The sequence below is a fragment of the Lysinibacillus sp. KU-BSD001 genome (genome assembly GCF_042920265.1).
Taxonomy (GTDB): domain Bacteria; phylum Bacillota; class Bacilli; order Bacillales_A; family Planococcaceae; genus Lysinibacillus_B.
In genome coordinates this window covers 15,647-38,226 of sequence record NZ_JBDQZI010000022.1, presented here as the reverse complement: position 1 = coordinate 38,226, position 22,580 = coordinate 15,647, and the positions used below count along the sequence as shown (strand labels likewise).

The following is a 22,580-nucleotide window of genomic DNA, read 5'->3' as shown; positions in this document are numbered from 1 at the left end:
ATATCTATCACCTCTAGTAGTAAGTGCTAATTTTATTTTCAAGAATATCTTTTAATTTTATTTTATAAAGAAAAAAGACTGTAGACAAACTCGAAATTTTCGAGTTTGTCTACAGTCTGAATCCAGCTAGCATAGCTAGCTGGATTTTTGTATAACAATCATTATTTTAAACGCCAAAGTGTAACATCATCCGTCATAAGACGCTCGATTTTTTGTTGGAGCATCCGTTTTTTCAATTCACGCTCTGCGGCAACATAATCGATGGAGAAAATCTCTGCTACTTCAGCAGTTGTTAAATGTTCATATCGTTTGAATACATCCTCTAACGATGGAATCGGTTGTGGTACAAGTTCCTCGCCAATCATTTCTTGTAAAATATGCTCATATACCTCGTAATGATAGGAACCATTTACTTTTAATCCCTCATCTTCAATGCACTCGTTAAAGAACACAATGCTTGGCACTTCATCAACGTCCATTTCCCTTGTAATGTATAAATCACATTGGAAGGCACGGGCTGCTTCTTTTGATCCGAAATCTGTTGTAAATTCATTCATATCAAGGCCTATTTCTTCTGCAATTTGCAGAAGGGTAGCATGGGAATTGACGTTTTTAGTTTTTAAAGCTGCATATTGCTGCAATTTTGTTAAGTAGCGTGAACCTGCCCGTTTTCCTTGTAATTCAGCAGCTTTAATAGCGATTGAAGGTAAGACTGGGTGTGTAATGTCTAGCTCTGCTCCGTTTAAACAACCTTTCATACGGTTTGTTATAGAATTGAGAGCTGATAGTTCTGTACTCAGTACGTAACGCCATGTGAAATAATGTTCATATTGTAGTTGCAGCTTGCGCAATATGCCCTTCATCGCAAATGCTTTTGGACAAAGTGGGTCGATAAAAATATATAACTCTACTGGTTTATGTGCAATAGAAGGTGCAACAGGCTGTGATAATAATTGAACACTATTCATCTAATCCCTCCTCATCTTCATTTGGTGCATTGACCATATGATGAGCAGTTAAAACAAGACGTTGGAAATATGTTTCGCGAAACTTTCCGTCTAAACCAACCTCATCCATTGCTTCAGCCATGCATTCTAACCAAGCTTGTGCACGATCAGGGGTAATTTTAAAGGGCATATGACGAGCACGCATCATCGGATGACCATGCTCTTCTGTATATAAATTCGGCCCACCTAAGTACTGGGTTTGAAACTGAATTTGCTTACGAATCGTTTCAGTTAAATCTTCAGGAAAGATCGGAATGAGTTGTGGATGCTTTGCAACACGCGCATAGAAAGCATGTATAAGCTCCGAAAGCTTTTCAGCACCAAGTTCCTCGTAAGGAATCGTGTATTTTCGATTCATAGGTGATACTCCTTTATGTCTCACTTCTTTTAGTATACGTTTACTATATACTGTATCGTTATATAACATCTTTATGTTTATTCTAACAATGACGCTGAAAATTCACAAATAAAGCGTCTTTGTGGTAAAAAAAGGATAATATAAAAATTAAGTATTATATGAATTTAGTACTTTTTTAACATAATTTTGAGTTTCTTTAAATGGTGGTATTCCGTTATATTTCGAGACATTCCCAGGTCCGGCGTTATAAGCAGCAAGTGCTAATGATATATCACCGTTGAATTTATCCAACATTTGTCGTAAATATTTTGTCCCACCCATAACATTTTGAGTGGGGTCTGTTGCGTCCGTTACGCCTAAAAATTTTGCGGTTGAAGGCATAAGCTGCATTAAGCCTATGGCACCAGCTGAACTTATGGCATTTGGCTTAAAACCTGATTCCTGTTTAATGACAGACTCAATTAATTTCGTAGGAATATTATATTTTGCTGCAGCTGCTTCTATTACCTCTTTATAGTTTGTATGGGAAGCCTCTACCGATGTTGTTGACGTCGGTACAGAGAGTGCTTCCAGTACACTCCCGGGTACGTTTAACTGTCCTTCATAAATAAGTGATTGTAAATAGTTCGCAACATTCTTTGGTTCTGTTGAACTTTCGGATACACTTCCGAGTAAATTACTTAATTGTGAAGATTGCTCAGTTGAGGTAGATGCTAATAATTCTTCGATCAAAGATGAGAAAGCTGATGAGTTGGAATTTAGGACTGAGTTCGTTTCATTATTACTACCACCAATTGATTGAATCGTTTGAATTTCCATTAATGTGCGTAAAGCCTGAATATCCATGTTCTTATTCATCCTTTATTCATATTGTTGTGCTAAAGCATCTGTAAAGCGTGCAATTTTTTTCTTTGCATAGCGTTTTTCTATATTATGCTCTGTTAAAAACTGCTCAAAAATAGCAAGCCCTTTTTGTTCATCGGTTGTTTCATATTCTACTTCATAATCTTCACATTGCAAATAAAAAGAGTGATCCAGTACAAGTGTTCCACCCTCGTAATCTATCTCTACCCGATTGGTAATCAGGGAGCCAAATAGTTGTAATTCTGTTAGTGGTACATTCATATGAAGTAATCGCTGTTCAACAGAGGGTGCTGCAAATGTAAGACCACGAATCATTTGTGCTGCCATATCTGCTGTTAAGGCATCGGTTGTTTCCAAATGAGCATGTTCTGAAGAACGTTCCTTTAATGTACATTCAATGTGGTCGGGTAACACACGAATCCGTAGGCCACTCCAGGCATTTTTTAAATGGTAGCTAGGTGTATCAAAGTAATGATTTTCTTGGCGTACAATTTGTTCAGGCTGAATATTGAAATATGTGAGGAGACGATTGTATTCTTCTTTTGTTAATAAATTTTTAAATTCAATTTCGATTTGTTGACTCATCTAAAGTATCCTTTCTGCAAGGGCTGCCAATATTTCCAGATTGTATTTCGAAAATGTCCACTGCATCAGCGTAAGTGGTATGTTAAAATATGAAAAGAAAGACTGGAAAGGGAGACTTACACTTGCGTAACGTATATAAAGTCGAAAATTATGTTGATGTACACAATAAGCTTACATTTAGTGTAAATGAAGAAGCATCAACTATTCAAATTATACCTGCTGGACAGGTAATTGTTGACTCAGATCATCATGATTTTATTTATATTGTAGAGGAAGATGGGGCGTTTAGCTATTTAAGCTTTGGCGTAGACATGTGGCCCGCTTTACTAGAAATGGTGCAGCGTGGTGAAAATCCATATTTATCTGTAGGGGAAAATACAATTGAACTACTTCATTTCTATGAAGAATTAGAGGCATTAATTTATAATATTGAAGGAAATGACAACTACGGCGAATCATTTGTGACAGCAGTAGAAGCCACATTTCAAGCGATTTTAACAAATAATGAAGTATAATGAAACAAGACGTGCTAATGAGATAATGTAAAGTTATTTCGGTGTTGGGAGGTTATTATTTTGGGACAATGGGATGTTTTTTTAAGCCCGTATAAGCAAGCGGTAGATGAGTTAAAAGTGAAATTGAAAGGAATGCGTTCACAGTTTGGCATTGTGAATGCAAACTCCCCAATTGAATTTGTAACGGGAAGAGTAAAACCTTTGGCGAGTATTTATGATAAATCGTTACAAAAAGGGGTACCGTTTGAGCCTTCTGACAAATTAGCAACGGAATTGCAAGATATTGCAGGTGTACGTATTATGTGTCAATTTGTAGATGATATTACAACAGTAACAGAGCTTATTCGTCAGCGTGATGATATGAATGTGATTGAAGAGAAGGATTATATTACACATAGTAAACCAAGTGGATATCGTTCACATCATATCATCATTGAATATCCTGTTGAAACGATTCAGGGACAAAAAATTGTCGTAGCAGAAATTCAAATCCGTACATTGGCCATGAATTTTTGGGCTTCAATTGAGCATTCATTAAATTATAAATATAAAGGGGAATTTCCTGAGATTATTAAGCAACGTTTGCAAAATGCCGCAGAAGCAGCGTTCCGTTTAGATGAGGAAATGAGTCAAATTCGTAGTGAAATTCAGGAAGCACAGGCTTATTTTAGCGAATATAAGGAAGATCCAGCAGTACTTAATAATTCAGAAAAGGAGCGTGAAAACTCGTGAAGTTTGCTATTCAATCACGCCGAGATATGCAATCCAATGAATTAATGGAGCTTGCGAAAACATATTTACAAGACTTTGGATTAATGCTTGATGAAGAAGAACCGGATATTGTATTATCAATCGGTGGAGATGGGACGCTTTTACATGCTTTTCATCGTTATTCACATCGTTTAGATAAAGTGGCATTTGTCGGCATTCATACGGGGCATTTAGGGTTTTATGCAGACTGGAAGCCATCTGAATTAGAAAAGCTTGTGTTATCCATTGCTAAAAAAGAATTTAATTCTGTCGAATATCCATTACTTGAAGTACAAGTTCATCGTCATGATGCTGCGTCAAGTACCTATTTGGCATTAAATGAGGCAACGATTAAATCGCCAGATGTGACGCTCGTGATGGATGTAGAGTTAAATGGTAAGCATTTTGAACGTTTCCGTGGGGACGGGTTATGTGTATCGACTCCATCAGGTAGTACAGCGTATAATAAAGCGCTTGGAGGAGCTATTATTCATCCAACGCTTAATGCCTTTCAAATTACCGAGATGGCTTCCATTAATAATCGTGTATTCCGTACAGTGGGATCATCACTTGTGTTACCAGCCCATCATAATTGTGTATTGAAACCAGTAAACGATCAAAAATTCAATATGACGATTGATCATATTCAAATTACGCAAACAGATGTAAAATCCATTACGTTCAATGTTGCAAATGAACGGGTTCGTTTTGCCCGTTTCCGTCCATTCCCATTCTGGGAGCGTGTGCATGACTCGTTTGTTTCGAATGAATAAGTGAGGAGAACTATGGACAAGCGATTTACTGTCACATTTATGGCGAAGCAACAAGGACAATTATTGCGGGAAGCGATTAGCGATTTTGGTATTTCCAAACGTGCGCTAACGGCAATTAAGTTTGAGGGAGGTCAAATTTTAGTAAATGGTACGGAGCAAAATGTACGTTACCCTCTTCATGTAGGAGATGAGATTACGATTAAGTTTCCGATAGAGCAAGTGAGTGATGGGTTAATACCTCAACGGGGCGCTCTCGATATTGTTTATGAGGATGAGACACTTCTAGTATTAAATAAGCCTGCTTTTATGAGTACCATTCCTTCACGTGAGCATCCAGATGCGAGTGTAGCAAATTTTGTCGCAGGTTATTTTGAACAACAGCATATTGCCTCCACTGTGCATATTGTAACACGGCTAGACCGAGATACTTCGGGGCTACTATGTATTGCGAAACATCGTCATATTCATCATTTAACAGGATTGATGCAACGAGCAGGAACGATTCACCGAGAATATGAAGCGATTGTTCATGGTCATGTGGAGAACCAATCAATTATTGCCCCAATTGGAAGAAAAGATACGAGTATTATTGAACGTGAAGTACGGAATGATGGTCAATATGCGCATACAGATGTAACAGTACTGAAGCGTTTTTCCATAGATAACAAGCCGTATTCACATATTCGGTTAAAGTTATATACGGGGCGTACACATCAAATTCGTGTACATATGGCGCATATCGGACATCCCTTAATAGGAGATGAATTATACGGTGGGAGTCGTGCATTCATTGCGCGCCAAGCACTGCATTGTGTCCATTTAGCATTGGCACATCCTGTATCGGGCGAACCATTCGTTTTTAATAGCCCGCTACCAGCAGATATGCAAGAAATAATTTTCTAAAAGAAAGATGTTCGGCTACAATCGAGCATCTTTTCGTGATTTTAAATAGATTGTTAAATTTCTGTATGAATTTTAAAGATTTTATTTACGAATGGTAGCGCCATGCCTATTATGAATTTGAGAGGAGGGATAACATGATCGAACCACAAAACGAGAGAGATGACGTGCTATACGATGAAGAATTTCTGCGACAATTATTATTAGGCGATGACATTCAAGCATTCCGTGAGCATTTTTTAGAAATTCATCCGTACGATCAAGCGCAATTTTATGAGAAGGTTGGACCTGATATACGTAAGATCATGTATCATTTTTTATCTCCTCAGGAAATGGCCATCATCTTCCGAGAGATTGAAATAGAAGATGATGCATACCAAAACATGTTGAAGGAAATGGATACATCGTATGGAGCTGCGATGTTATCGGAAATGTATACGGATGATGCAGTAGACGTTTTATATGAACTCGATAATAAAGAACGCGAAAGCTATCTAGAAATGATGGATAGTGAAACCGTTGAAGAAATTAATGAATTATTAGCGTATGCTGAATATACAGCTGGGGCTATTATGACAACGGAGTATGTGTCGATTTTAGAAAGCTCTACGGTACGTTCAGCCATGGCTGTGCTCCGAAAAGAGGCACCAAATGCTGAAACCATTTACTATATTTTCGTTGTAAATGACCATCATCAATTGACCGGAGTTATTTCATTACGTGATCTCATTATTGCTGATGAGGATAAGCGTATTAGTGAAATTATGAGTGATCGTGTCGTATCCGTACAACTAACAGCGGATCAAGAAGAAGTCGCACAAATTATAAAGGATTATAACTTTTTAGCCTTACCTGTAATTAATGAAAACAGCGAATTACAAGGAATTATAACAGTCGATGATATTATCGATGTTATTGACGAAGAGGCAAGCGACGACTACTCGAAGCTAGCCGGTATTTCCGATATAGAAGATATTGATACGGGTCCACTCAAGGCGGCGAAAAATCGTTTACCATGGTTAATTGTTCTATTATTTTTAGGAATGCTCACGGCTAATTTAATGGGCCAGTTTGAGGCAACGCTCGATCAAGTAGCGTTGCTTGCTGTATTCATTCCACTGATTTCTGGTACTTCAGGGAATAGTGGCACGCAAGCACTTGCTGTTGCCGTTCGTGGGATTGCAACAGGAGAAGTGAGCGAGAAAAGTAAAATGAAGCTGTTGATGCGGGAGTTAGTAACAGGGGTCATTATGGGGCTCGTCTGTGCAGTCATCGTAGTGGGTATTGTTTACTTTTGGAAGCATAATTTAATCATTGGCTTGTTAGTCGGGGGAGCCATTTGTTGTTCGATTTTAGTCGCCACGCTTGCAGGGTCGTTTATTCCGTTACTGATGCATAAGCTTGGTATTGACCCAGCTGTTGCATCGGGTCCATTTATTACGACACTTAATGATGTAACAAGTTTGTTAATTTATTTAGGGCTTGCGACAATGTTTTTAAGTCAAATTATGTAGGGGAAACGGTTGAGCTAGCTGTTTCATCATACAAAGAACTGTGTCGAATAGTGAGCGTTTTGCATATCGTAGTGTAAAAAAGGATGTGGCAGGTTGGATTATCCGTTATTGTACATTCAAACCCCACCACCAGCGCGGCGAATTGAAGAGGAAAGTACGTCGATTTATGTCAAAAAAGAGACGGTACCATCACTGATTATGCATCAGCTTCGTTATTTTTCAAGGCAGACCAATAAAGATCGGCAATTGTATTTTCAATTAAAAAATGGCGAACATTTAGTCGGTACAATTGAAAAACTAAATGGCGAAGAAGTACTGGTCAGTGCCTTGGAACAAAAAATATGGCTTGCGGCTGAATCAATATCGTATATTTCCACAAAATAAGAGAGCAGATGCGTCTATGCATCTGCTCTCTTTCTTTTATTAGATAAGAAAGTATACACTTTTTCAAATTGAAAGTGTGTCTAGCACCAGCGCCTAGCCCCTAGTGATGTTTCCAAAGTCTCTTCGTGTGTAAGCACACTGTGAGCCTATTTTCAACGCATATCAGGGCTAGAGAGGGCGCTTGCGCTTTTCTTAGTTACAAATACCAAGATTTACGTCTTCGATACATTGAACTGCACAGAAGCAGCTTAAGTCAACTGTAATACAGCTGTCTGAAGCGGCCCAGCCACTAACCTCGCAAACTTTATGAAGTGATACTTGAGTGCCGCAATCTGATAATAAGCATACTGGATAGTCATTTTCATCTAGAGGAATTAGTACGCGTAATGTTGCGCAGCAGTCATCGAATACGTCTTCTACACGGAAGTAAATCGATACACATACGTCTGGATATTCATCTGATGCAAAAGTAGCCATAAACGGCTTACCTGTTTTCGTTAGTAATGTAAATACACGTGTATCTGCTGAAGAGCGAGCAGGGCTCACGATACCACCAAGTGGCTCTAAGAAACAGTTTGTTGTACATGTTGAACAATCATCTTGAACTGCTTGCGTTTGAATATCTAAAATTGCGCGCACTACTTCACATACGCAATTGCCGCCTCCAGTAACTCCGCCAACGTTATTATGTTTTCCACAACCCATAAATTCACCTCCCTACAAGTGAGTTCCTTATAAAATATGAAAGTGTATTGGGTGTGTTAGGGCGTTTGCACGTATTGAATATAATTTGCTTCCAACGGCGATACTACGTACGTAAAGGAGGTGCACTAAAGTGAGGAGAATACTGCTTGCAGTATGTTGTTGTGTAGTACTTGCTGGATGTGGTAACACAGGTGAAAAGCTGACAACTTTTTACACTACATATGATGAGGAGAAGGCAACGAAATTAGAGGAAATACTCAATAATGAAAGCAATATAGATCATGCCAACGTCATTTTCGTAGAAGATCAGTTACTTGTAGCGATGCAAGTCAAACCGTGGATGCGCTATAAGAAGCAGAAAATCGAAGAAGCTATCAAAGAAAAACTCGAAAAGGAATTTCCGAAATTACAAATAACGGTTTCAACGGATTTTAAATTGCATTGGGAAGCGGCAAAACTAATGGATAAAAACGAAAAAGAGGGATTAAGTGATAAAATCGAAAAGCTAGACAAGCTATCAAAGGAGGAAACATGATGGATGCGCAACGTTACCAAACAATTGAACAGCAAATTACACCAAAGCCACCCGTTGCTTTAAATATGTTAAAAGCATTTTTAGTTGGCGGTATTATTTGTGCGATTGGACAAGCTATTTCATACTTTTATATTATTTTCTTCGATTTTACAGAACAAACAGCAGGCAATCCAACCGTTGCCACAATTATTATAATTACGATGTTTTTAACAGGAGCAGGTTTATATCGAAAAATCGGTCAATTTGCTGGAGCTGGGAGCGCTGTACCAGTTTCAGGATTTGGGAATGCCGTGATTTCTGCCGCAATCGAGCATAAATCGGAAGGCTTTGTTTTAGGGGTCGGGAGCAATATGTTTAAACTCGCTGGATCTGTTATTATGTTCGGTGTAGTATCTGCATTTTTTGTAGCTTTAATTAAACTGATTCTTGTATCAATTGGGGTGGTATCATGGTAATTGTGTTTCAAACGAAGCCGGCGATTTTAGCATGTGCAGCTGTGACAGGACCACTTGAACAGAAAAGTGTATTTAAAGCCTATTTTGACTCGATTATGGATGATGAAAGATTTCAAGAAAATACAAATGAAAAAGGGCAAATGGCGCTTATACAAGAAGCAAGTAAAGTCCTGTTAAAAAAGGCGGATATTAAAAATTTAGATATCGACTATTTTTTAAGCGGTGATTTAATTAATCAAATGACGCCAACAAGCTTTGCAGCAAGAGAGTTAGCGGTGTCTTTTATTGGTTTATTCGCTGCCTGTGCAACAGCCGTTTCATCGGTGATTATTGCAGGATTATTAACAGAGCTTGGCGCCTCCAATTTTGCCATTGCAGGTGCGAGTAGTCACCATAATGCGACAGAACGACAATTTCGTTACCCAATTGATTATGGTGCGCAAAAGCCAGCCACTGCACAATGGACAGTGACAGCAGCAGGGTATGCGCTTGTTGGGAAGTATCATGAAGGGATGCCGTATATGGTAGCGGCTACGGTTGGAAAAGTAGTCGATTATGGACAGGACAATCCTTTTCACATGGGGGGAGCGATGGCGCCAGCAGCTTATAGTACCATTACAACCCATTTGGAAAAGCGGAAGCAAAAGTTAAGTGATTATGATGTCATTTTTACTGGAGACCTTGGCAAAATCGGCTTAAAAATTTTAAAAGCGATGTTTGCAGAAGATGGTATTAAGAGTGATGAGCTAAATTTAATTCGAGATGCTGGGGAAGAGTATTTCGGAGAAGATCAGCGCTTTCTGGCAGGTGCGAGCGGCGCAGGATGTTCCGCTTCGGTATTTTATAGTTATGTGGATTTACAGTTAAGAACAGGCCGTTATAAAAAAGTTTTGCTAGTAGCAACAGGTGCGTTACTTTCGACGTTATCGTATCAGCAAGGTGAAAGCATTCCTTGTATTGCGCATGCAGTAGAAATTAATGTGTAGGAGGGACCTACTATTATTTACTCATTTATTTTTGCATTTGTTGTTGGTGGGTTTATTTGTGTTATTGGCCAATTACTAATCGATGTGGGCAAGCTCACACCAGCCCATACATTGTCAACCCTTGTCGTTGTGGGCGCCATATTAGATGGACTTGGGTTATATGAGCCACTAATTGATCTAGCAGGGGCTGGCGCAACGGTTCCGATTACGTCATTTGGCAATGCGCTTACACATGGAGCTATTGTTGAAGCAGAGAAGCACGGCTGGATCGGCGTATTAACAGGAATGTTTGAAGTAACGAGCTCAGGTATTAGCGCAGCCATTATTTTTGGTTTTATTGCCGCATTATTTTTTAAAACAAAAGGTAAAATTGACTAGACAAATATCCTCCCTTTAGTTGTTTTTGTAACATACATTAGCAAATAAAAGGGAGGTGTTTTTATGGGCAACTATTGTGGAGGCTACAACTATGGCTGGCAAGGCGGTCAAGGTCCATCTTACGGCAGTGGTAATGGCTCTATGTTCGTGTTAATCGTAGTATTGTTCATTTTATTGATCATTGTTGGGAGCGTGATTGTGTAAGGAGGAGAAAAAATGGATCAGTTTTTTAAACAAATCGAAAAAAAGACCGGTGTGTCATTTGAAGAAATTTTAGCATTAGCGAATGCTATTCAGCACGCGGATTTCAAAAATGAGCGCCAAGTTCGGAAAATTGTACGCAAAGTAAGTAAGCTTGCAAATCGCCCGATTACGTCAGAATTAGAAGATAAAATCGTCCAATCTATTTTACAAGATGGTCAATCACTTGATCTAAATAGTATTCAAAAAATGATGCGATAAAAAAAGCAGATCATCCGTATTGAACGGCAATCTGCTTTTTTCACGAATAACAATACGTAACGTAGTTCAATATGTGGCATCAGCTCGTTCTAAGTTGGAATGAGCTGATGTCTTTTAAATAGAAATACTTTTTTCCATTGCGCGATGTGGAATATAAGCGTCTAAAAATTCTGGTGATGTGACTACATAACCGAGTTTCTCGTAAAATGGTACAGCATAAGATTGAGCATTAAGTTTCAATGTTGTCCAACGGTATTGAATGGCATATTTCTCAACATGCTCCATGATTAATATACCAAGGCGTTTACCGCGATAATCTTTCAATACACAAACACGTTCCACTTTTCCAATCCCTGGTGATACTTCCCGTGCACGAGCGGCTGCAATCGTTTTTTCGCCGTCTTGCACGATAAAGTGTTTCGCTGTCCCATCAAATTCATCTAATTCAAGGTGTACCGGTACACCTTGTTCTTCGACAAATACTTTTTTTCGGACATTAAACGCGAGTTGTTTTTCTTCTTCTGTTGTAACTAGTTTTACATTAAACACGAACTTATTCAACTCCGCTCAATCTAAATGTTTCATATGTCGTCCATGAACCATCTTCTAGTTGGTAGAGAAGGTGGATACGATCAATCGATTCCTTTTCATCTACACCAATCATGCGAAGTTGACCAAAAATATCATCATGCTCAGAATCTGTCATTTTTTGGGCTATAGTAATATGTGGAACGAAAACATGTTTTGGTGTACCAATGTTTAGTTGCTCTTGAATTTCTTTATGAATGTCTTCAAGCTGAGGTGTTGGTTCAACGCGGAAATAAATCGCGTTTGTCGTTGGGAAGAACGAACTTACACGCGAAGCATGAATAGCAAGCGGTGCAAATCGATTTGCGATTTCAGTAAGCTTTTTAGAAATCTCTTCGATTTGCATTTCATCTGCTTCAAACGTATCCTTTAATGTCATATGCGGTGTAATTTTCGCATAGTGCGGATCATAACGTTTGCGATAAGTATTCGCTAAATCTTGTAGTTTTTTTGATGGAAATGCAACAATGCCGTACTTCAAAGTTCATTACCTCCCGAAAATTCGAAATTTTTATTCCTTTACAGTATAACAGATAGTACAAATTTGCGCGATTCTACTGCAAAGATTAGCCGAAATTTTCAATTAAAGCACGCTTTAAGTCAGGCTTCCAATATTTCCACGTATGATTGCCCTTAAACTCTTCATAAAATGTGTTAAACCCCATATTGACCATTAGCTGATGCATTTCACGGTTCGGTGTTAAAAAGTCCTTCACGGTTTTATCGTGTAAAATCACTTCATCTTCATCCGTACCAATGACATGATAAATGGATAACAAATCAAGTTGAGTAGCGTTCCGTACTTTATCCATGACTAAATCATCCACATAAGGTGAGTGTAAAATCGCCTTTCCAAAGATGTTAGGGTATTGAATCGCTGCTAGTAATGACACGGTTGCAGCCATTGAATCACCGATTAATCCGCGATTGGCACCTAATGGAATAGTTGAAAACTCTGCATCTAAATACGGTACGAGCTCGTGTGCTAAAAAGCGAAGGTATGCTTCATGTTGGTCGCCAGATGGGATATATTTGCGTTTTCGGTCTGCTACACTTTTATAGGGCACACCAACAATAATTAAGTGTTCGATCTCATAATCATCAATGAGCTCATCCGCCAAACGAGGAATGCCACCTAACTGGAAATAATCTTTCCCATCGGATGCGATTAAAATATTATATTTGTATAGTGGAGTATAGTTTGCAGGGATATATATCAGTAGCTGTATATGTTCCTGTAAAGACTCACTGTAAAAAGTAATATCTTTAACTGTTCCTTTATCCACTTATGTCACTCCTTCTCTCGGTTGTAAGGAAATTGTATCATATTAAATCTTAAAGGTGTAAAATATAAGAAGTGCTTTTCTTCCATCCCAACTATAAATAGAAATGAGGATTAGTAATGAATAACAAAAATGTTCGCGTGCATTCAGATGAAGTAGCTGCTGCGACACATGCAGCATTAGAGCGCCGCGGGGTTACAGTAGAAGCGATCGCAGAAATAGTATATGAAATGCAAAAAACATATAATCCCGGTTTAACAATTGAGCATTGCATTAAGTCCGTTGAACGTGTTTTACGTAAACGCGAAGTACAGCATGCTGTACTAGTCGGTGTCGAGCTTGATGAGTTAGCGGAGAAAAAAATGTTATCTCAACCATTACAGTCAATTGTTGAAAACGATGAAGGATTATTTGGTGTTGATGAAACGATTGCACTCGGCTCTGTATTTACGTATGGTAGTATTGCAGTGACAACTTTCGGTCACTTAGATAAACAAAAAATTGGCATTATTGAAAAGTTAGATACAAAAGCAGGTCAAAGTATTCATACATTTTTAGATGATTTAGTGGGCAGTATTGCGGCGAGTGCTGCATCCCGAATTGCTCATAGAATGCGTGATTTAGAGGAGCAAGGTGAAACGTTTGCAGATGTCCCACCTGTTGTGCTCGGTCCAAACAATAAGCCTAAACCAAAAAAAGATATATAAAAAGTGCGCCATTTACGTGAAAGTAAATGGCGTTTTTAGTATAAATCCCTTATGATAATTACTGGAGATGATCGAAACAAGGAGAAGTTGAGATGAAACTACAAGATATAAAAACATTGATTACAAGTGGTACGGTTTTAGTAGCGCTAGCACTTTATATGATTTTTGGTGATAAACCACCAGAAAAAGTAGAAGATATACAAAGTTCTGTACTTATTCCATTAGAACAGGCAGAGCAAATCACTGGCAACACGCCCCTTGCTGTTGACTATGTATCGGCGAATGATGGTGATACAATTAGTGTGAATATGAACGGTGAAAAGAAGCGAGTTCGTTTATTAATGATTGATACACCGGAGATGAATTATGATAAAGGGGATCCCATGCCATTTGCCGAAGAGGCGAAAGAATTTACAATCAACTTACTAGAAAATGCTGAATCTGTGCAGCTATTATTTGATAAAGGGCCCGAGACAGACCATTATGACCGATTACTCGCTTATATTTATGTAGATGGTGTGATGTTGCAAGAAGCGTTATTAAAAGAAGGGTATGCAGCTGTTCGCTACGTAAATAAGCCAAACAACTCATTAGAACAACAATTCCGAGACATGCAAGCAGATGCAGAGCAACAAGATATCAACATCTGGTCATACGACAATTACTTCCAAAAGGACGGGTTTCATCCAGAAGCAGTTAATAAGTAAATAGCTTATAAGTATGCATATTCAACTATTTGAATATGCATTTTTAATTTATGACTTGACGTAAATGAATTACTATTATAAACTAAGTTACAAATAGTAAGTGAAAACTTACGCGTACGAACAAAATGTTTCATCATTAGTCATAAATGGGACGTTTTGATCGTATATATTTTTATACTATATCTCGAATTCGAGATAAAATGAGGAGGAATTTTTTATGACAAAGTATATAGTAGACCAATCACATTCCCACATCGGCTTCCAAGTGAAACATATGATGGTATCAAAAGTAAAAGGCGGCTTTGATTCGTATACAGCCGAGGTAGAAGCAACGGATTTAGCTGATTTAACAGATGCAAATATTTCATTTGAGTTTGATGTGGCAAGTATCAACACAAAAAGTGAAGATCGTGACAATCACTTGAAATCAGCTGATTTCTTTGATGTAGCACAGTATCCAACAATTCAGTTTCAATCAACAAACATTACAAAATCTAGTGATTGTTATGAAGTAGCAGGGAACTTAACCATTAAAGGTGTCACAAAGCAAGTAACATTCCATACAGAATTTAACGGTAAAGGTACAAATCCTTGGGGGCAAGAAGTATACGGCTTTGAGGCAGAAGCAAAAATTAATCGTGAAGAATTTGGCTTAACATGGAATGCTGCACTTGAAACAGGCGGTGTGCTTGTAGGGAAAGAGATAAAAATTATTGTAGAGTTAGAATTAAACCGTGTCCAATAGCTAAACAAATGCAAACAACAGGAATTCCATTCGTTTGGGGTTCCTGACTTTTTTTGTCTGAATTTGCTATAATAGCGATAATCGTTTTAGAAATGAGGGAGTTTTTTGCTAGTAGATTTTAAAGTGAAAAACTGTTTATCTTATAAAGAAGAAACAGTATTTTCCATGGTAGCAGGTAGCCGTATACGCAAATTAAAAGCATCGCATACGATAGCACATCATAAATTAAATATGGTGAAAAGTGCATTTATTTTTGGTCCAAATGGCAGTGGTAAATCTAATTTATTTACTGCCATTAAAGTGCTTCGTTCACTGTTATTTAATTTTGAGAGTTTAAATAATGTCACTCAAATGAAATTACCGTATCAGCCGTTTCAACTTAGTGAGAACAACGGGGAGCCAACGGAGTTTTTAATTGGACTCTTATTAGATGGGGAATTTTTTGAATATGAAGTTCATTATTGTGCGGACAAGATTTTATTTGAACGTTTTTCAAAAATAATGAAGTTATCGACGAAGCATTTTTTTATACGTACATATAATGAAGAAACGAAGGAATATGAATATACGTTTTCAAAGAAAAAGCATGCAGAGTTAAAAAATTATACACGTCCAAATACGGCATTTTTATCACTTTTAAATGTTTTTAACGATCCGCAAGCAGCGAAAATTTTTGATTGGTTCCTCAACAAAATTATTTTTTTAGATGAATCGCATCGTTTATCGAGTCATCCGCTTCTTCGTAAGTTAGAGGATGAAACGTTTAAGCAAGAAGTACTCAAGCTCTTAAAAATTGCAGACTTCTCCATTCAGGATTTAACGGCGCGTCGTGTGGAAAGAAAAGAGAAAAATACGATTTTACATGATTTTGATATCGCAGATGCAATTATTCAAGAAATAGATATTGATCTCCATTATTTATCATATGATGATAAGGGAACGCCGATTGGCACCAAGACGATTAATTGGACTATGGACTCTAAAGGGACGATTCGCATGCTGTATTTAGCAAGTGTAATGGTAGATGCCCATAATAAAGGCAAAACCATTTTCATTGATGAGTTTGATACCGCCTTCCACGTCTCCATTTGTGAATTTTTAATGGCTATTATGAATAGTGAACGAAATGTCAGTAACCAGTTTATCGTGACGAGCCACGAAATTGATTTACTGGATCAGCCGCTTCGTTCAGATCAAATTTGGTTTGTGAATAAAAGCTTTAAAAATGAATCAGAGCTGTATTCGCTATTTGATTTTGCAGATTTACATAAAAAGCGCGCGGATATTTCATATGCGAAGCGTTATTTAAAAGGGGAGTTCGGTGCGACACCGGTTATTAATGAATACTTATCAAAACAATATTTAAGAGAGGAAGAACAATGAGAACAAGAGAAAGAGGGAGGCTTGCTTTACGCAAGACAATACTCATTTATTGTGAAGGGGAAACGGAACGTATTTACTTCGAGCAAATGAAAATATTAAAGCGGTCAAAAATGGTGAGTGTCAAAATAAAAAATGTAAAACGTTCTGCTATTAAGCTGGCACAGCATGCATACCGTGATTCGAGCTATCAACCATTTGATGAGGTATGGATTGTATTTGATAAAGATGATTTAACAGAGTGGCAATTAGAAGAGGTTAATGCATTTTGTATACAACACAATATTAATATTGCTTATACAAATGAAGCATTTGAACTGTGGCTACTTTTACATTTTGAACAAATTGATGTGAGCCAAGTATATCCTCGTGCGTTACTGAATGAAAAAATGGAGGAATATCTTGGTGTTACACGCTACATACGAAATAAAGGAAACGCTGAAGTCATTGCACCCATCGCGCTACGTCACGAAGTTGCCGTAAGGAATTGTATGGAAATGATGAAGCTACGTGATTCGGATAGCCGTGATAATCCGTACTGTAATGTGCATGAAATGATTCAAATCGTTTTTTAGGAATAAAGCATATGTTTTCAAGAAAGTTCACATAAGAAGGACAATAACTCGCGCTATTTTAGCGCGAGTTGTTTTGGTTAGAGGGATGACATTTTAAAAAGCTACCGTAAAAAAGAATAAAAAATGAGTAGTGCATCATTTTGAGCTATAAGTGACACAATACAATGCAATGTATTATCTATTATTCTGCAACTACTGGAGCTGGAAATGATGAGTAGAAGGTGTTAAATCATGATTAATTTTATTGGCGTAACGCATGAGAATACGCTGGAAAAAGAAATCACTTTAAGTCATGTGAATTTGTCTGATTATAAGTGGGTTTGGGTGGATTTTAATGCACCTACGGATGAAGAGATACAGCATTTAGCAGATACTTTTCATTTTCATCCCCTTGCCATTGAAGATTGTGTCTATAGGCTACAAAGACCTAAATTAGATTATTATGATAATCATACTTTTTATGTGACACATATTGTGAGGGAGGAAAATAAAGAAATTATAAAAGAAGAATTAGATTTTTTTGTTGGAGAAAATTTTGTCGTTACGTTTCATCGGAAACCGTCGAACGAAGTGACCCAAGTGAGGGATCGATTGTTTGCTCAAAAAAACCTAGATAAATGGGATACTTTTTATGTATTTTATCAAATTTTGGACAAGATTGTAGACAATTACTTCCCACTTATTTATAAGATTGAAGATGAATTAGACAAAATTGAACATAATACACAAAATAAATCGATGAATAATTTAATGACTCAATTATTTGATACAAGATATATGTTATTGAATTTAAGGCACACGGTTAACCCAATGAGGGATTTACTTTACCGTATGTTAAATTCCCATCATTTAATTGAAATTAAAAATAGAAGAGAATATTTTTCTGATATTTATGATCACTTACTGAAATTATCAGAAATGGTTATGTCCAACCGAGAGTTGACTGCGGATATAAGAGACAGTTATTTGTCATTGAATGCTCACCAAACGAATAATGTTATGAAAGTTTTAACAATTATTACATCTATTTTTGCTCCCTTAACTTTTATCGCAGGAATATATGGAATGAACTTTGAAAATATACCTGAATTAACTTGGAAATATGGTTATTTCCTTTCTCTAGGCATAATGTTGGCCATTGGCGTATTGATGTATCTTTGGTTTAGGCGAAAGGGGTGGTTCCAATAATCACTTGTTGGACGAATAGTTGCGCTAGAAAAATAGAATTATCACTATTCAAAACTTCATCTAAAACAGTTAAGGAAGAATTATGTTATTGCAATACCTCATGCTTTTTATAGTCTGTGGCAATAGTAGGTAACGCTTGATAAGAAGTAGTAACGACTTTATTTAATCCTTCTCGGTCCAATGTAAGTGCTAATACTTCTGTATTTTCACTTTTTATGAGCATATACCAAGCGAATGTGAATGTATCAATTGTTTCGATTTTTTGGATATCTTGTAGCATATTATACGTATTTTTTAATAGCATATCTTCTGTTAAAAACTCAGATGTTTGTAATTGTAATAATACATCTTCTTTATCGTCCGTTGGTGTGACTTGAATATCTAAAATGGCATTTTCCAATAGATGTGTAGTTGAAATTTGTGCAATAGTGGTCATCGTCGAGTAACCTGGCGTTGTTTGTGTTACTTTGTTTTCCAGCTGGTTTTGTTGCTGATCGCTTGGTTCATCTACCATGAAAATATTGATACCGCCAACAATAATTAAAAAGAATAATAAAACCATGTATAGCTTCGTGAATTTTCTAAACATTATAGTCCCTCACGTTTCTAGTTGTTCTATTTGGGATTATACGAAGGAATAATTATAAATGCAAATCAGTAGCTGTAAAGGCCATCATAAAAGAGGTGACTCGAAGACAGAGTCACCTCTAGTTTGTTAAATAGCATGTTCATCGTCGTATTCTTTAGGCAATTGTTCCTTATAAAAGAGGAATGATTCGTCTTCTAATTGATGCATCTTTTCTTCGTTAATACCAATTGCTAGTACACCAGAAAAAATTGTTTCCCACCATGTTTCAGTAATAATCATAAAAATTGCCTCCTTTTTTTCGCTAAAACTACATGTCTTATTATTCGGAAAATTTTTGGCACCTTAGCGGTTCATTTGTAAACGGCTAAAGCAAATGTTACGATTTCTGAAAAGCCACAAAGGATTTTATAGATTATTTATGTAATCTATATCGTTAATATGTGTGATTGAATATAGATTATGCATAAATTTTTTTGAAGCTCTGTTTAAGTGAAGTGTTAATATTATAAAATAATGTTCTTGCTTTATAAAAGAGGAGGATGGTTATGCGTTTTACACAGCTAGATGTTGAACAAATGATTGATGAACAGCGTACTTTTTATTTCACACGTGCTACAAAAGATGTGATGTTTCGTAAAAATCAGCTTTTAAAATTAAAGGAAACGATAAAAAAATATGAGCAAGATGTAATACAAGCATTACAGCAGGATTTGCATAAGAGTGAATTTGAGGCGTATGCAACAGAAATTGGCATTGTGTACGATTCAATTGCGTATATGCTGAAAAATATTGAGGAATGGATGAAGCCTGAAATGGTGAAAACGCCGATTCAATTCCAGCCAGGAAAAAGCTTGATTGTGCGTGAACCATACGGTGTTGTCCTGATTATCGCGCCGTTCAATTATCCATTCCAATTAGTGATGGAACCGTTAATTGGTGCTATTATTGGTGGAAATACAGCGATTGTGAAACCGTCTGAATCCACCGTACATACAGCGGCAATTGTGAAAAAAATAATTGAGGAAGCATTTGAGCCGCGTTATGTGCGTGTTGTGGAAGGTGAAAAAGAAGAAGTGACAGCACTGATTCATGCACCATTTGATTACATTTTCTTTACAGGAAGTGTAGCAGTCGGCCAAATTGTAGCAAAGGCAGCAGCAGAGCGTCTCACACCAATTGCTTTAGAGCTTGGTGGTAAAAGTCCTGCAATTGTCGATCAAACCGCTAATTTAGAAATCGCTGCGAAACGGATTGCTTGGGGAAAATTTAGCAACGCGGGGCAAACGTGTGTAGCCCCAGATTATGTACTTGTCCAGCGCTCTGTTTATAAAAAGTTTGTAAAAATCATGCAAAAAACGATTATGAGCTTCTATGGTCAGGACGCACAAACAAGTAAAGATTTTGGCCGTATTGTAAACGAGCGTCAGTTCCGCCGTTTAGAATCAATTTTACAAGCAGAAAGGGCTAATATTACATTTGGTGGAAAAACAGATAGCGAGGATTTATATATCGAGCCAACGATTATTGAAAATGTCGACTGGAGTAGCCCCGTCATGGAGGACGAGCTATTTGGTCCCATTATGCCAATCATGGCTTATGAAGATTTACCGCGTGTGATCCATTGTGTAAGGAAGCTACCGAAGCCACTTGCTGCCTATTTATTTTCTGAAAATGAGCAGGCGATTGATTACTTTTTAGAAGAGTTGCCATTTGGCGGTGGTTGCATTAATGATGTCATCACGCATGTTGGTAATGTTCATTTACCATTCGGTGGGGTAGGTCCTTCTGGTGTGAAGGCTTATCACGGAAAGGCGAGCTTTGAAAACTTTACGCATCCGAAGTCTATCTTAAAGCGCTCCAATAAATTAGCGAATAATTTATTATTCCCACCATATAAGCAAAAAGTAAAATTAGTGCGTACTATTATGAAATAAATAGGGGCTGTCCGAAAAGTGTTACTTTTACGGACAGTGCTTCGTTCATATGTTAAATATCCGCTGCAGGCGGTGCTTCTGCGGTGGTAGAAATAAAATTTCCACCATCCTCGGCGCAAAGGGAGTATCCCAGAATTACTTCTCGGACACTCCCTTCTTTTCGCACATTTTAGTTACGGATGAGATAATCAAAGGCGCCTAGTGCAGCTGTTGCACCTGAGCCCATAGAGATGATGATTTGCTTATAAGCGCTATCTGTACAGTCACCTGCTGCGAACACACCAGGGATTGTTGTAGCCCCGTGCTTATCCACAACAATTTCACCCATACGTGTTTTTTCAAGTTGGTCACCTAACCAGTCTGTGTTTGGCACAAGACCGATTAAAATGAACACACCTTGTAAATCGATATGGTGTTCTTCGCCAGACTCACGGTCAATATACGAAATACCATCTACTTTATCTGTACCTGTAATTTCTTTCGTTTGTACATTTTTTCGCACTGTTACGTTCGGTAAGCTATAAAGGCGATTTTGTAATACTTGGTCTGCCTTTAATTCTGGCATGAATTCAAGAACCGTTACATGGTTGACAATCCCTGCAAGGTCGATTGCTGCTTCGATACCAGAGTTACCGCCACCGATTACTGCTACATCTTTCCCTGCAAATAGAGGACCATCACAGTGTGGACAGTACGCTACACCTTTGTTTTTGAATTCGGCTTCACCTGGAGCCCCTACATTGCGCCAACGAGCCCCTGTTGAAAGAATGACCGTTTTACTTTTCAGTACCGCCCCATTTTCAAGCTCGATTTCGATGAACTCTTTTTTCTCTAAACGTGTTGCACGTTGTAAGTTCATCACATCGATTGGGTAATCTTTTACGTGCTCTTCAAGGTTGGCTACAAATTTTGGTCCTTCTGTTGCCTTTGTACCGATAATATTTTCGATTGCTAACGTGTCATTTACTTGACCACCAAAGCGCTCTGCTACAATACCTGTACGAATCCCTTTACGTGCTGCATAAATTGCTGCACTTGCACCTGCTGGGCCACCGCCTACAACAAGTACATCGAAAGGTTCTTTGTTATCAAATTCTGAAGCGTCTGGACCGCCACCTAATTTGCCTAAAATCTCTTCTAATGTCATACGTCCGCTACCGAAGGTTTCCCCATTTAAGAAGACTGTTGGTACTGCCATAATATCTTTGCTTTCCACTTCTTCTTTAAATGCTGCGCCGTCGATCATTGTGTGTGAAATGTTCGGATTTAACACACTCATAATGTTCAGTGCTTGTACAACATCTGGACAGTTGTGACAACTTAAGCTCACATATGTTTCGAATCGATATTCGCCTTTGATATTTTTAATTTGATCAATGACGTTTTGCTCTACTTTCGGTGCACGACCACTAACTTGTAGTAGTGCTAGCACTAATGATGTAAATTCATGTCCTAGTGGAACACCAGCAAACACGATACCTGTGTCTTCGTCAACACGGTTTACGCTAAAGCTAGGCGTTCTATGTAGCGATACTTGTTCCACTTGGATACGAGAAGACATTGATTTTAATTCATCTACTAAAGCAAGCATGTCGCGTGATACATCGTCTGAGCCCACGCTTACTTTTAGCACGATATCGCCTTCTAATAGCTCTAAATATTGCGCTAACTGTGCTTTAATTTCTGCATCTAATTTCATTAGGAATCTTCTCC

Annotated in this window: 30 protein-coding genes; 19 read left to right on the top strand and 11 right to left on the bottom strand. The window is 37.8% G+C overall.

The genetic code is table 11. The features are described from left to right. Positions 1-161: 161 nt before the first annotated feature. The 4 genes from AAGS61_RS19895 to AAGS61_RS19880 form a co-directional block, all read right to left on the bottom strand. Entirely contained in the window at positions 162-968 is an 807-nt protein-coding gene (locus AAGS61_RS19895; RefSeq protein WP_391376157.1) for a DsbA family protein, read from the bottom strand. Further along, positions 961-1,365 (bottom strand): globin, encoded by a 405-nt coding sequence (locus tag AAGS61_RS19890; RefSeq protein WP_391376154.1) that lies wholly within the window; start codon positions 1,363-1,365, stop codon positions 961-963. Before AAGS61_RS19890 ends, AAGS61_RS19895 begins: the two co-directional genes overlap by 8 nt. Positions 1,366-1,512: 147 nt before the next feature. Next, positions 1,513-2,211 carry a lytic transglycosylase domain-containing protein gene (locus AAGS61_RS19885; RefSeq protein ID WP_391376151.1) on the bottom strand — a complete coding sequence of 233 codons (699 nt, stop codon included), beginning with the start codon at positions 2,209-2,211 and terminating at the stop codon, positions 1,513-1,515. Positions 2,212-2,226: 15 nt separating this feature from the next. Further along, complete coding sequence (locus tag AAGS61_RS19880; protein WP_391376148.1) at positions 2,227-2,814, bottom strand: CYTH domain-containing protein; 588 nt, start codon at positions 2,812-2,814, stop codon at positions 2,227-2,229. A gap of 122 nt (positions 2,815-2,936) precedes the next feature. On the opposite strand from AAGS61_RS19880, the gene AAGS61_RS19875 reads away from it, so the two are divergent. The 6 genes from AAGS61_RS19875 to AAGS61_RS19850 all read left to right on the top strand — a co-directional run bounded on the left by AAGS61_RS19875 (position 2,937) and on the right by AAGS61_RS19850 (position 7,650). Then, complete coding sequence (locus AAGS61_RS19875) at positions 2,937-3,329, top strand: hypothetical protein (RefSeq protein ID WP_391376145.1); 393 nt, start codon at positions 2,937-2,939, stop codon at positions 3,327-3,329. 60 nt (positions 3,330-3,389) lie between these two features. Then, the gene (locus AAGS61_RS19870; RefSeq protein WP_391376142.1) at positions 3,390-4,061 is read left to right on the top strand and encodes a GTP pyrophosphokinase; all 672 of its coding nucleotides are present in this window, start codon (positions 3,390-3,392) and stop codon (positions 4,059-4,061) included. Continuing rightward, positions 4,058-4,852: an NAD kinase gene (locus AAGS61_RS19865; protein ID WP_391376140.1), complete on the top strand. Its 795-nt coding sequence runs from the start codon at positions 4,058-4,060 to the stop codon at positions 4,850-4,852. Before AAGS61_RS19870 ends, AAGS61_RS19865 begins: the two co-directional genes overlap by 4 nt. Before the next feature lie 12 nt (positions 4,853-4,864). Next, entirely contained in the window at positions 4,865-5,755 is an 891-nt protein-coding gene (locus tag AAGS61_RS19860) for an RluA family pseudouridine synthase (protein WP_391376137.1), read from the top strand. Between the two features lie 134 nt (positions 5,756-5,889). Then, positions 5,890-7,266, top strand: coding sequence for a magnesium transporter (gene mgtE, locus AAGS61_RS19855; protein WP_391376134.1), 1,377 nt, complete (start codon positions 5,890-5,892; stop codon positions 7,264-7,266). A gap of 93 nt (positions 7,267-7,359) precedes the next feature. Next, positions 7,360-7,650, top strand: coding sequence for a 4-diphosphocytidyl-2C-methyl-D-erythritol kinase (locus AAGS61_RS19850; RefSeq protein WP_391376131.1), 291 nt, complete (start codon positions 7,360-7,362; stop codon positions 7,648-7,650). Between the two features lie 192 nt (positions 7,651-7,842). Here the strand turns inward: AAGS61_RS19850 and AAGS61_RS19845 are convergent, their stop codons facing one another. Then, positions 7,843-8,355, bottom strand: a complete 513-nt coding sequence (locus AAGS61_RS19845) for a CotY/CotZ family spore coat protein (protein ID WP_391376128.1) — start codon at positions 8,353-8,355, stop codon at positions 7,843-7,845. Positions 8,356-8,485: 130 nt separating this feature from the next. On the opposite strand from AAGS61_RS19845, the gene AAGS61_RS19840 reads away from it, so the two are divergent. The 6 genes from AAGS61_RS19840 to AAGS61_RS19815 all read left to right on the top strand — a co-directional run bounded on the left by AAGS61_RS19840 (position 8,486) and on the right by AAGS61_RS19815 (position 11,171). Beyond that, positions 8,486-8,890, top strand: coding sequence for a YhcN/YlaJ family sporulation lipoprotein (locus tag AAGS61_RS19840; RefSeq protein ID WP_391376126.1), 405 nt, complete (start codon positions 8,486-8,488; stop codon positions 8,888-8,890). Then, positions 8,890-9,345: a stage V sporulation protein AC gene (spoVAC, locus tag AAGS61_RS19835; protein ID WP_391376123.1), complete on the top strand. Its 456-nt coding sequence runs from the start codon at positions 8,890-8,892 to the stop codon at positions 9,343-9,345. Before AAGS61_RS19840 ends, spoVAC begins: the two co-directional genes overlap by 1 nt. Beyond that, on the top strand, positions 9,339-10,331 hold the full coding sequence (locus AAGS61_RS19830; RefSeq protein WP_391376120.1) for a stage V sporulation protein AD: 993 nt from the start codon (positions 9,339-9,341) through the stop codon (positions 10,329-10,331). The genes spoVAC and AAGS61_RS19830 overlap by 7 nt, the downstream gene beginning before the upstream one ends. 12 nt (positions 10,332-10,343) lie before the next feature. Beyond that, positions 10,344-10,709, top strand: a complete 366-nt coding sequence (spoVAE, locus tag AAGS61_RS19825) for a stage V sporulation protein AE (RefSeq protein WP_391376160.1) — start codon at positions 10,344-10,346, stop codon at positions 10,707-10,709. 63 nt (positions 10,710-10,772) lie between these two features. Further along, positions 10,773-10,913 (top strand): YjcZ family sporulation protein, encoded by a 141-nt coding sequence (locus AAGS61_RS19820; RefSeq protein ID WP_391376117.1) that lies wholly within the window; start codon positions 10,773-10,775, stop codon positions 10,911-10,913. Between the two features lie 12 nt (positions 10,914-10,925). Further along, positions 10,926-11,171, top strand: a complete 246-nt coding sequence (locus AAGS61_RS19815) for a stage VI sporulation protein F (protein ID WP_391376114.1) — start codon at positions 10,926-10,928, stop codon at positions 11,169-11,171. A gap of 114 nt (positions 11,172-11,285) precedes the next feature. Here the strand turns inward: AAGS61_RS19815 and AAGS61_RS19810 are convergent, their stop codons facing one another. The 3 genes from AAGS61_RS19810 to AAGS61_RS19800 form a co-directional block, all read right to left on the bottom strand. Then, positions 11,286-11,720, bottom strand: a complete 435-nt coding sequence (locus AAGS61_RS19810) for a GNAT family N-acetyltransferase (RefSeq protein WP_391376111.1) — start codon at positions 11,718-11,720, stop codon at positions 11,286-11,288. Between the two features lie 4 nt (positions 11,721-11,724). Then, complete coding sequence (locus AAGS61_RS19805) at positions 11,725-12,240, bottom strand: YjcG family protein (protein WP_391376108.1); 516 nt, start codon at positions 12,238-12,240, stop codon at positions 11,725-11,727. 85 nt (positions 12,241-12,325) lie between these two features. Continuing rightward, on the bottom strand, positions 12,326-13,045 hold the full coding sequence (locus AAGS61_RS19800; protein WP_391376105.1) for an alpha/beta hydrolase: 720 nt from the start codon (positions 13,043-13,045) through the stop codon (positions 12,326-12,328). Positions 13,046-13,161: 116 nt separating this feature from the next. Here AAGS61_RS19800 and AAGS61_RS19795 point away from each other — a divergent pair, with 116 nt between their 5' ends. The 6 genes from AAGS61_RS19795 to corA all read left to right on the top strand — a co-directional run bounded on the left by AAGS61_RS19795 (position 13,162) and on the right by corA (position 18,344). Further along, complete coding sequence (locus AAGS61_RS19795) at positions 13,162-13,749, top strand: phosphatidylglycerophosphatase A family protein (RefSeq protein ID WP_391376102.1); 588 nt, start codon at positions 13,162-13,164, stop codon at positions 13,747-13,749. Between the two features lie 92 nt (positions 13,750-13,841). Further along, positions 13,842-14,456, top strand: coding sequence for a thermonuclease family protein (locus tag AAGS61_RS19790; RefSeq protein ID WP_391376099.1), 615 nt, complete (start codon positions 13,842-13,844; stop codon positions 14,454-14,456). Between the two features lie 217 nt (positions 14,457-14,673). Continuing rightward, on the top strand, positions 14,674-15,201 hold the full coding sequence (locus tag AAGS61_RS19785; RefSeq protein ID WP_391376096.1) for a YceI family protein: 528 nt from the start codon (positions 14,674-14,676) through the stop codon (positions 15,199-15,201). A gap of 105 nt (positions 15,202-15,306) precedes the next feature. Continuing rightward, entirely contained in the window at positions 15,307-16,584 is a 1,278-nt protein-coding gene (locus AAGS61_RS19780) for an AAA family ATPase (RefSeq protein WP_391376093.1), read from the top strand. Then, positions 16,581-17,156 carry an RloB family protein gene (locus tag AAGS61_RS19775; protein WP_391376090.1) on the top strand — a complete coding sequence of 192 codons (576 nt, stop codon included), beginning with the start codon at positions 16,581-16,583 and terminating at the stop codon, positions 17,154-17,156. Before AAGS61_RS19780 ends, AAGS61_RS19775 begins: the two co-directional genes overlap by 4 nt. Before the next feature lie 231 nt (positions 17,157-17,387). Beyond that, on the top strand, positions 17,388-18,344 hold the full coding sequence (gene corA, locus AAGS61_RS19770; RefSeq protein WP_391376087.1) for a magnesium/cobalt transporter CorA: 957 nt from the start codon (positions 17,388-17,390) through the stop codon (positions 18,342-18,344). An 85-nt stretch (positions 18,345-18,429) separates the two neighbouring features. Here corA and AAGS61_RS19765 read toward each other — a convergent pair whose 3' ends face one another. Then, entirely contained in the window at positions 18,430-18,933 is a 504-nt protein-coding gene (locus AAGS61_RS19765; protein WP_391376085.1) for a hypothetical protein, read from the bottom strand. Between the two features lie 126 nt (positions 18,934-19,059). Further along, complete coding sequence (locus AAGS61_RS19760; RefSeq protein WP_391376082.1) at positions 19,060-19,212, bottom strand: hypothetical protein; 153 nt, start codon at positions 19,210-19,212, stop codon at positions 19,060-19,062. 266 nt (positions 19,213-19,478) lie between these two features. Between AAGS61_RS19760 and AAGS61_RS19755 the strand changes: the two genes are divergently transcribed. Next, positions 19,479-20,867, top strand: coding sequence for an aldehyde dehydrogenase (locus AAGS61_RS19755; protein ID WP_391376079.1), 1,389 nt, complete (start codon positions 19,479-19,481; stop codon positions 20,865-20,867). 169 nt (positions 20,868-21,036) lie between these two features. Here the strand turns inward: AAGS61_RS19755 and ahpF are convergent, their stop codons facing one another. Further along, on the bottom strand, positions 21,037-22,566 hold the full coding sequence (gene ahpF / locus AAGS61_RS19750) for an alkyl hydroperoxide reductase subunit F (RefSeq protein ID WP_391376076.1): 1,530 nt from the start codon (positions 22,564-22,566) through the stop codon (positions 21,037-21,039). Between the last annotated feature and the right edge of the window lie 14 nt (positions 22,567-22,580).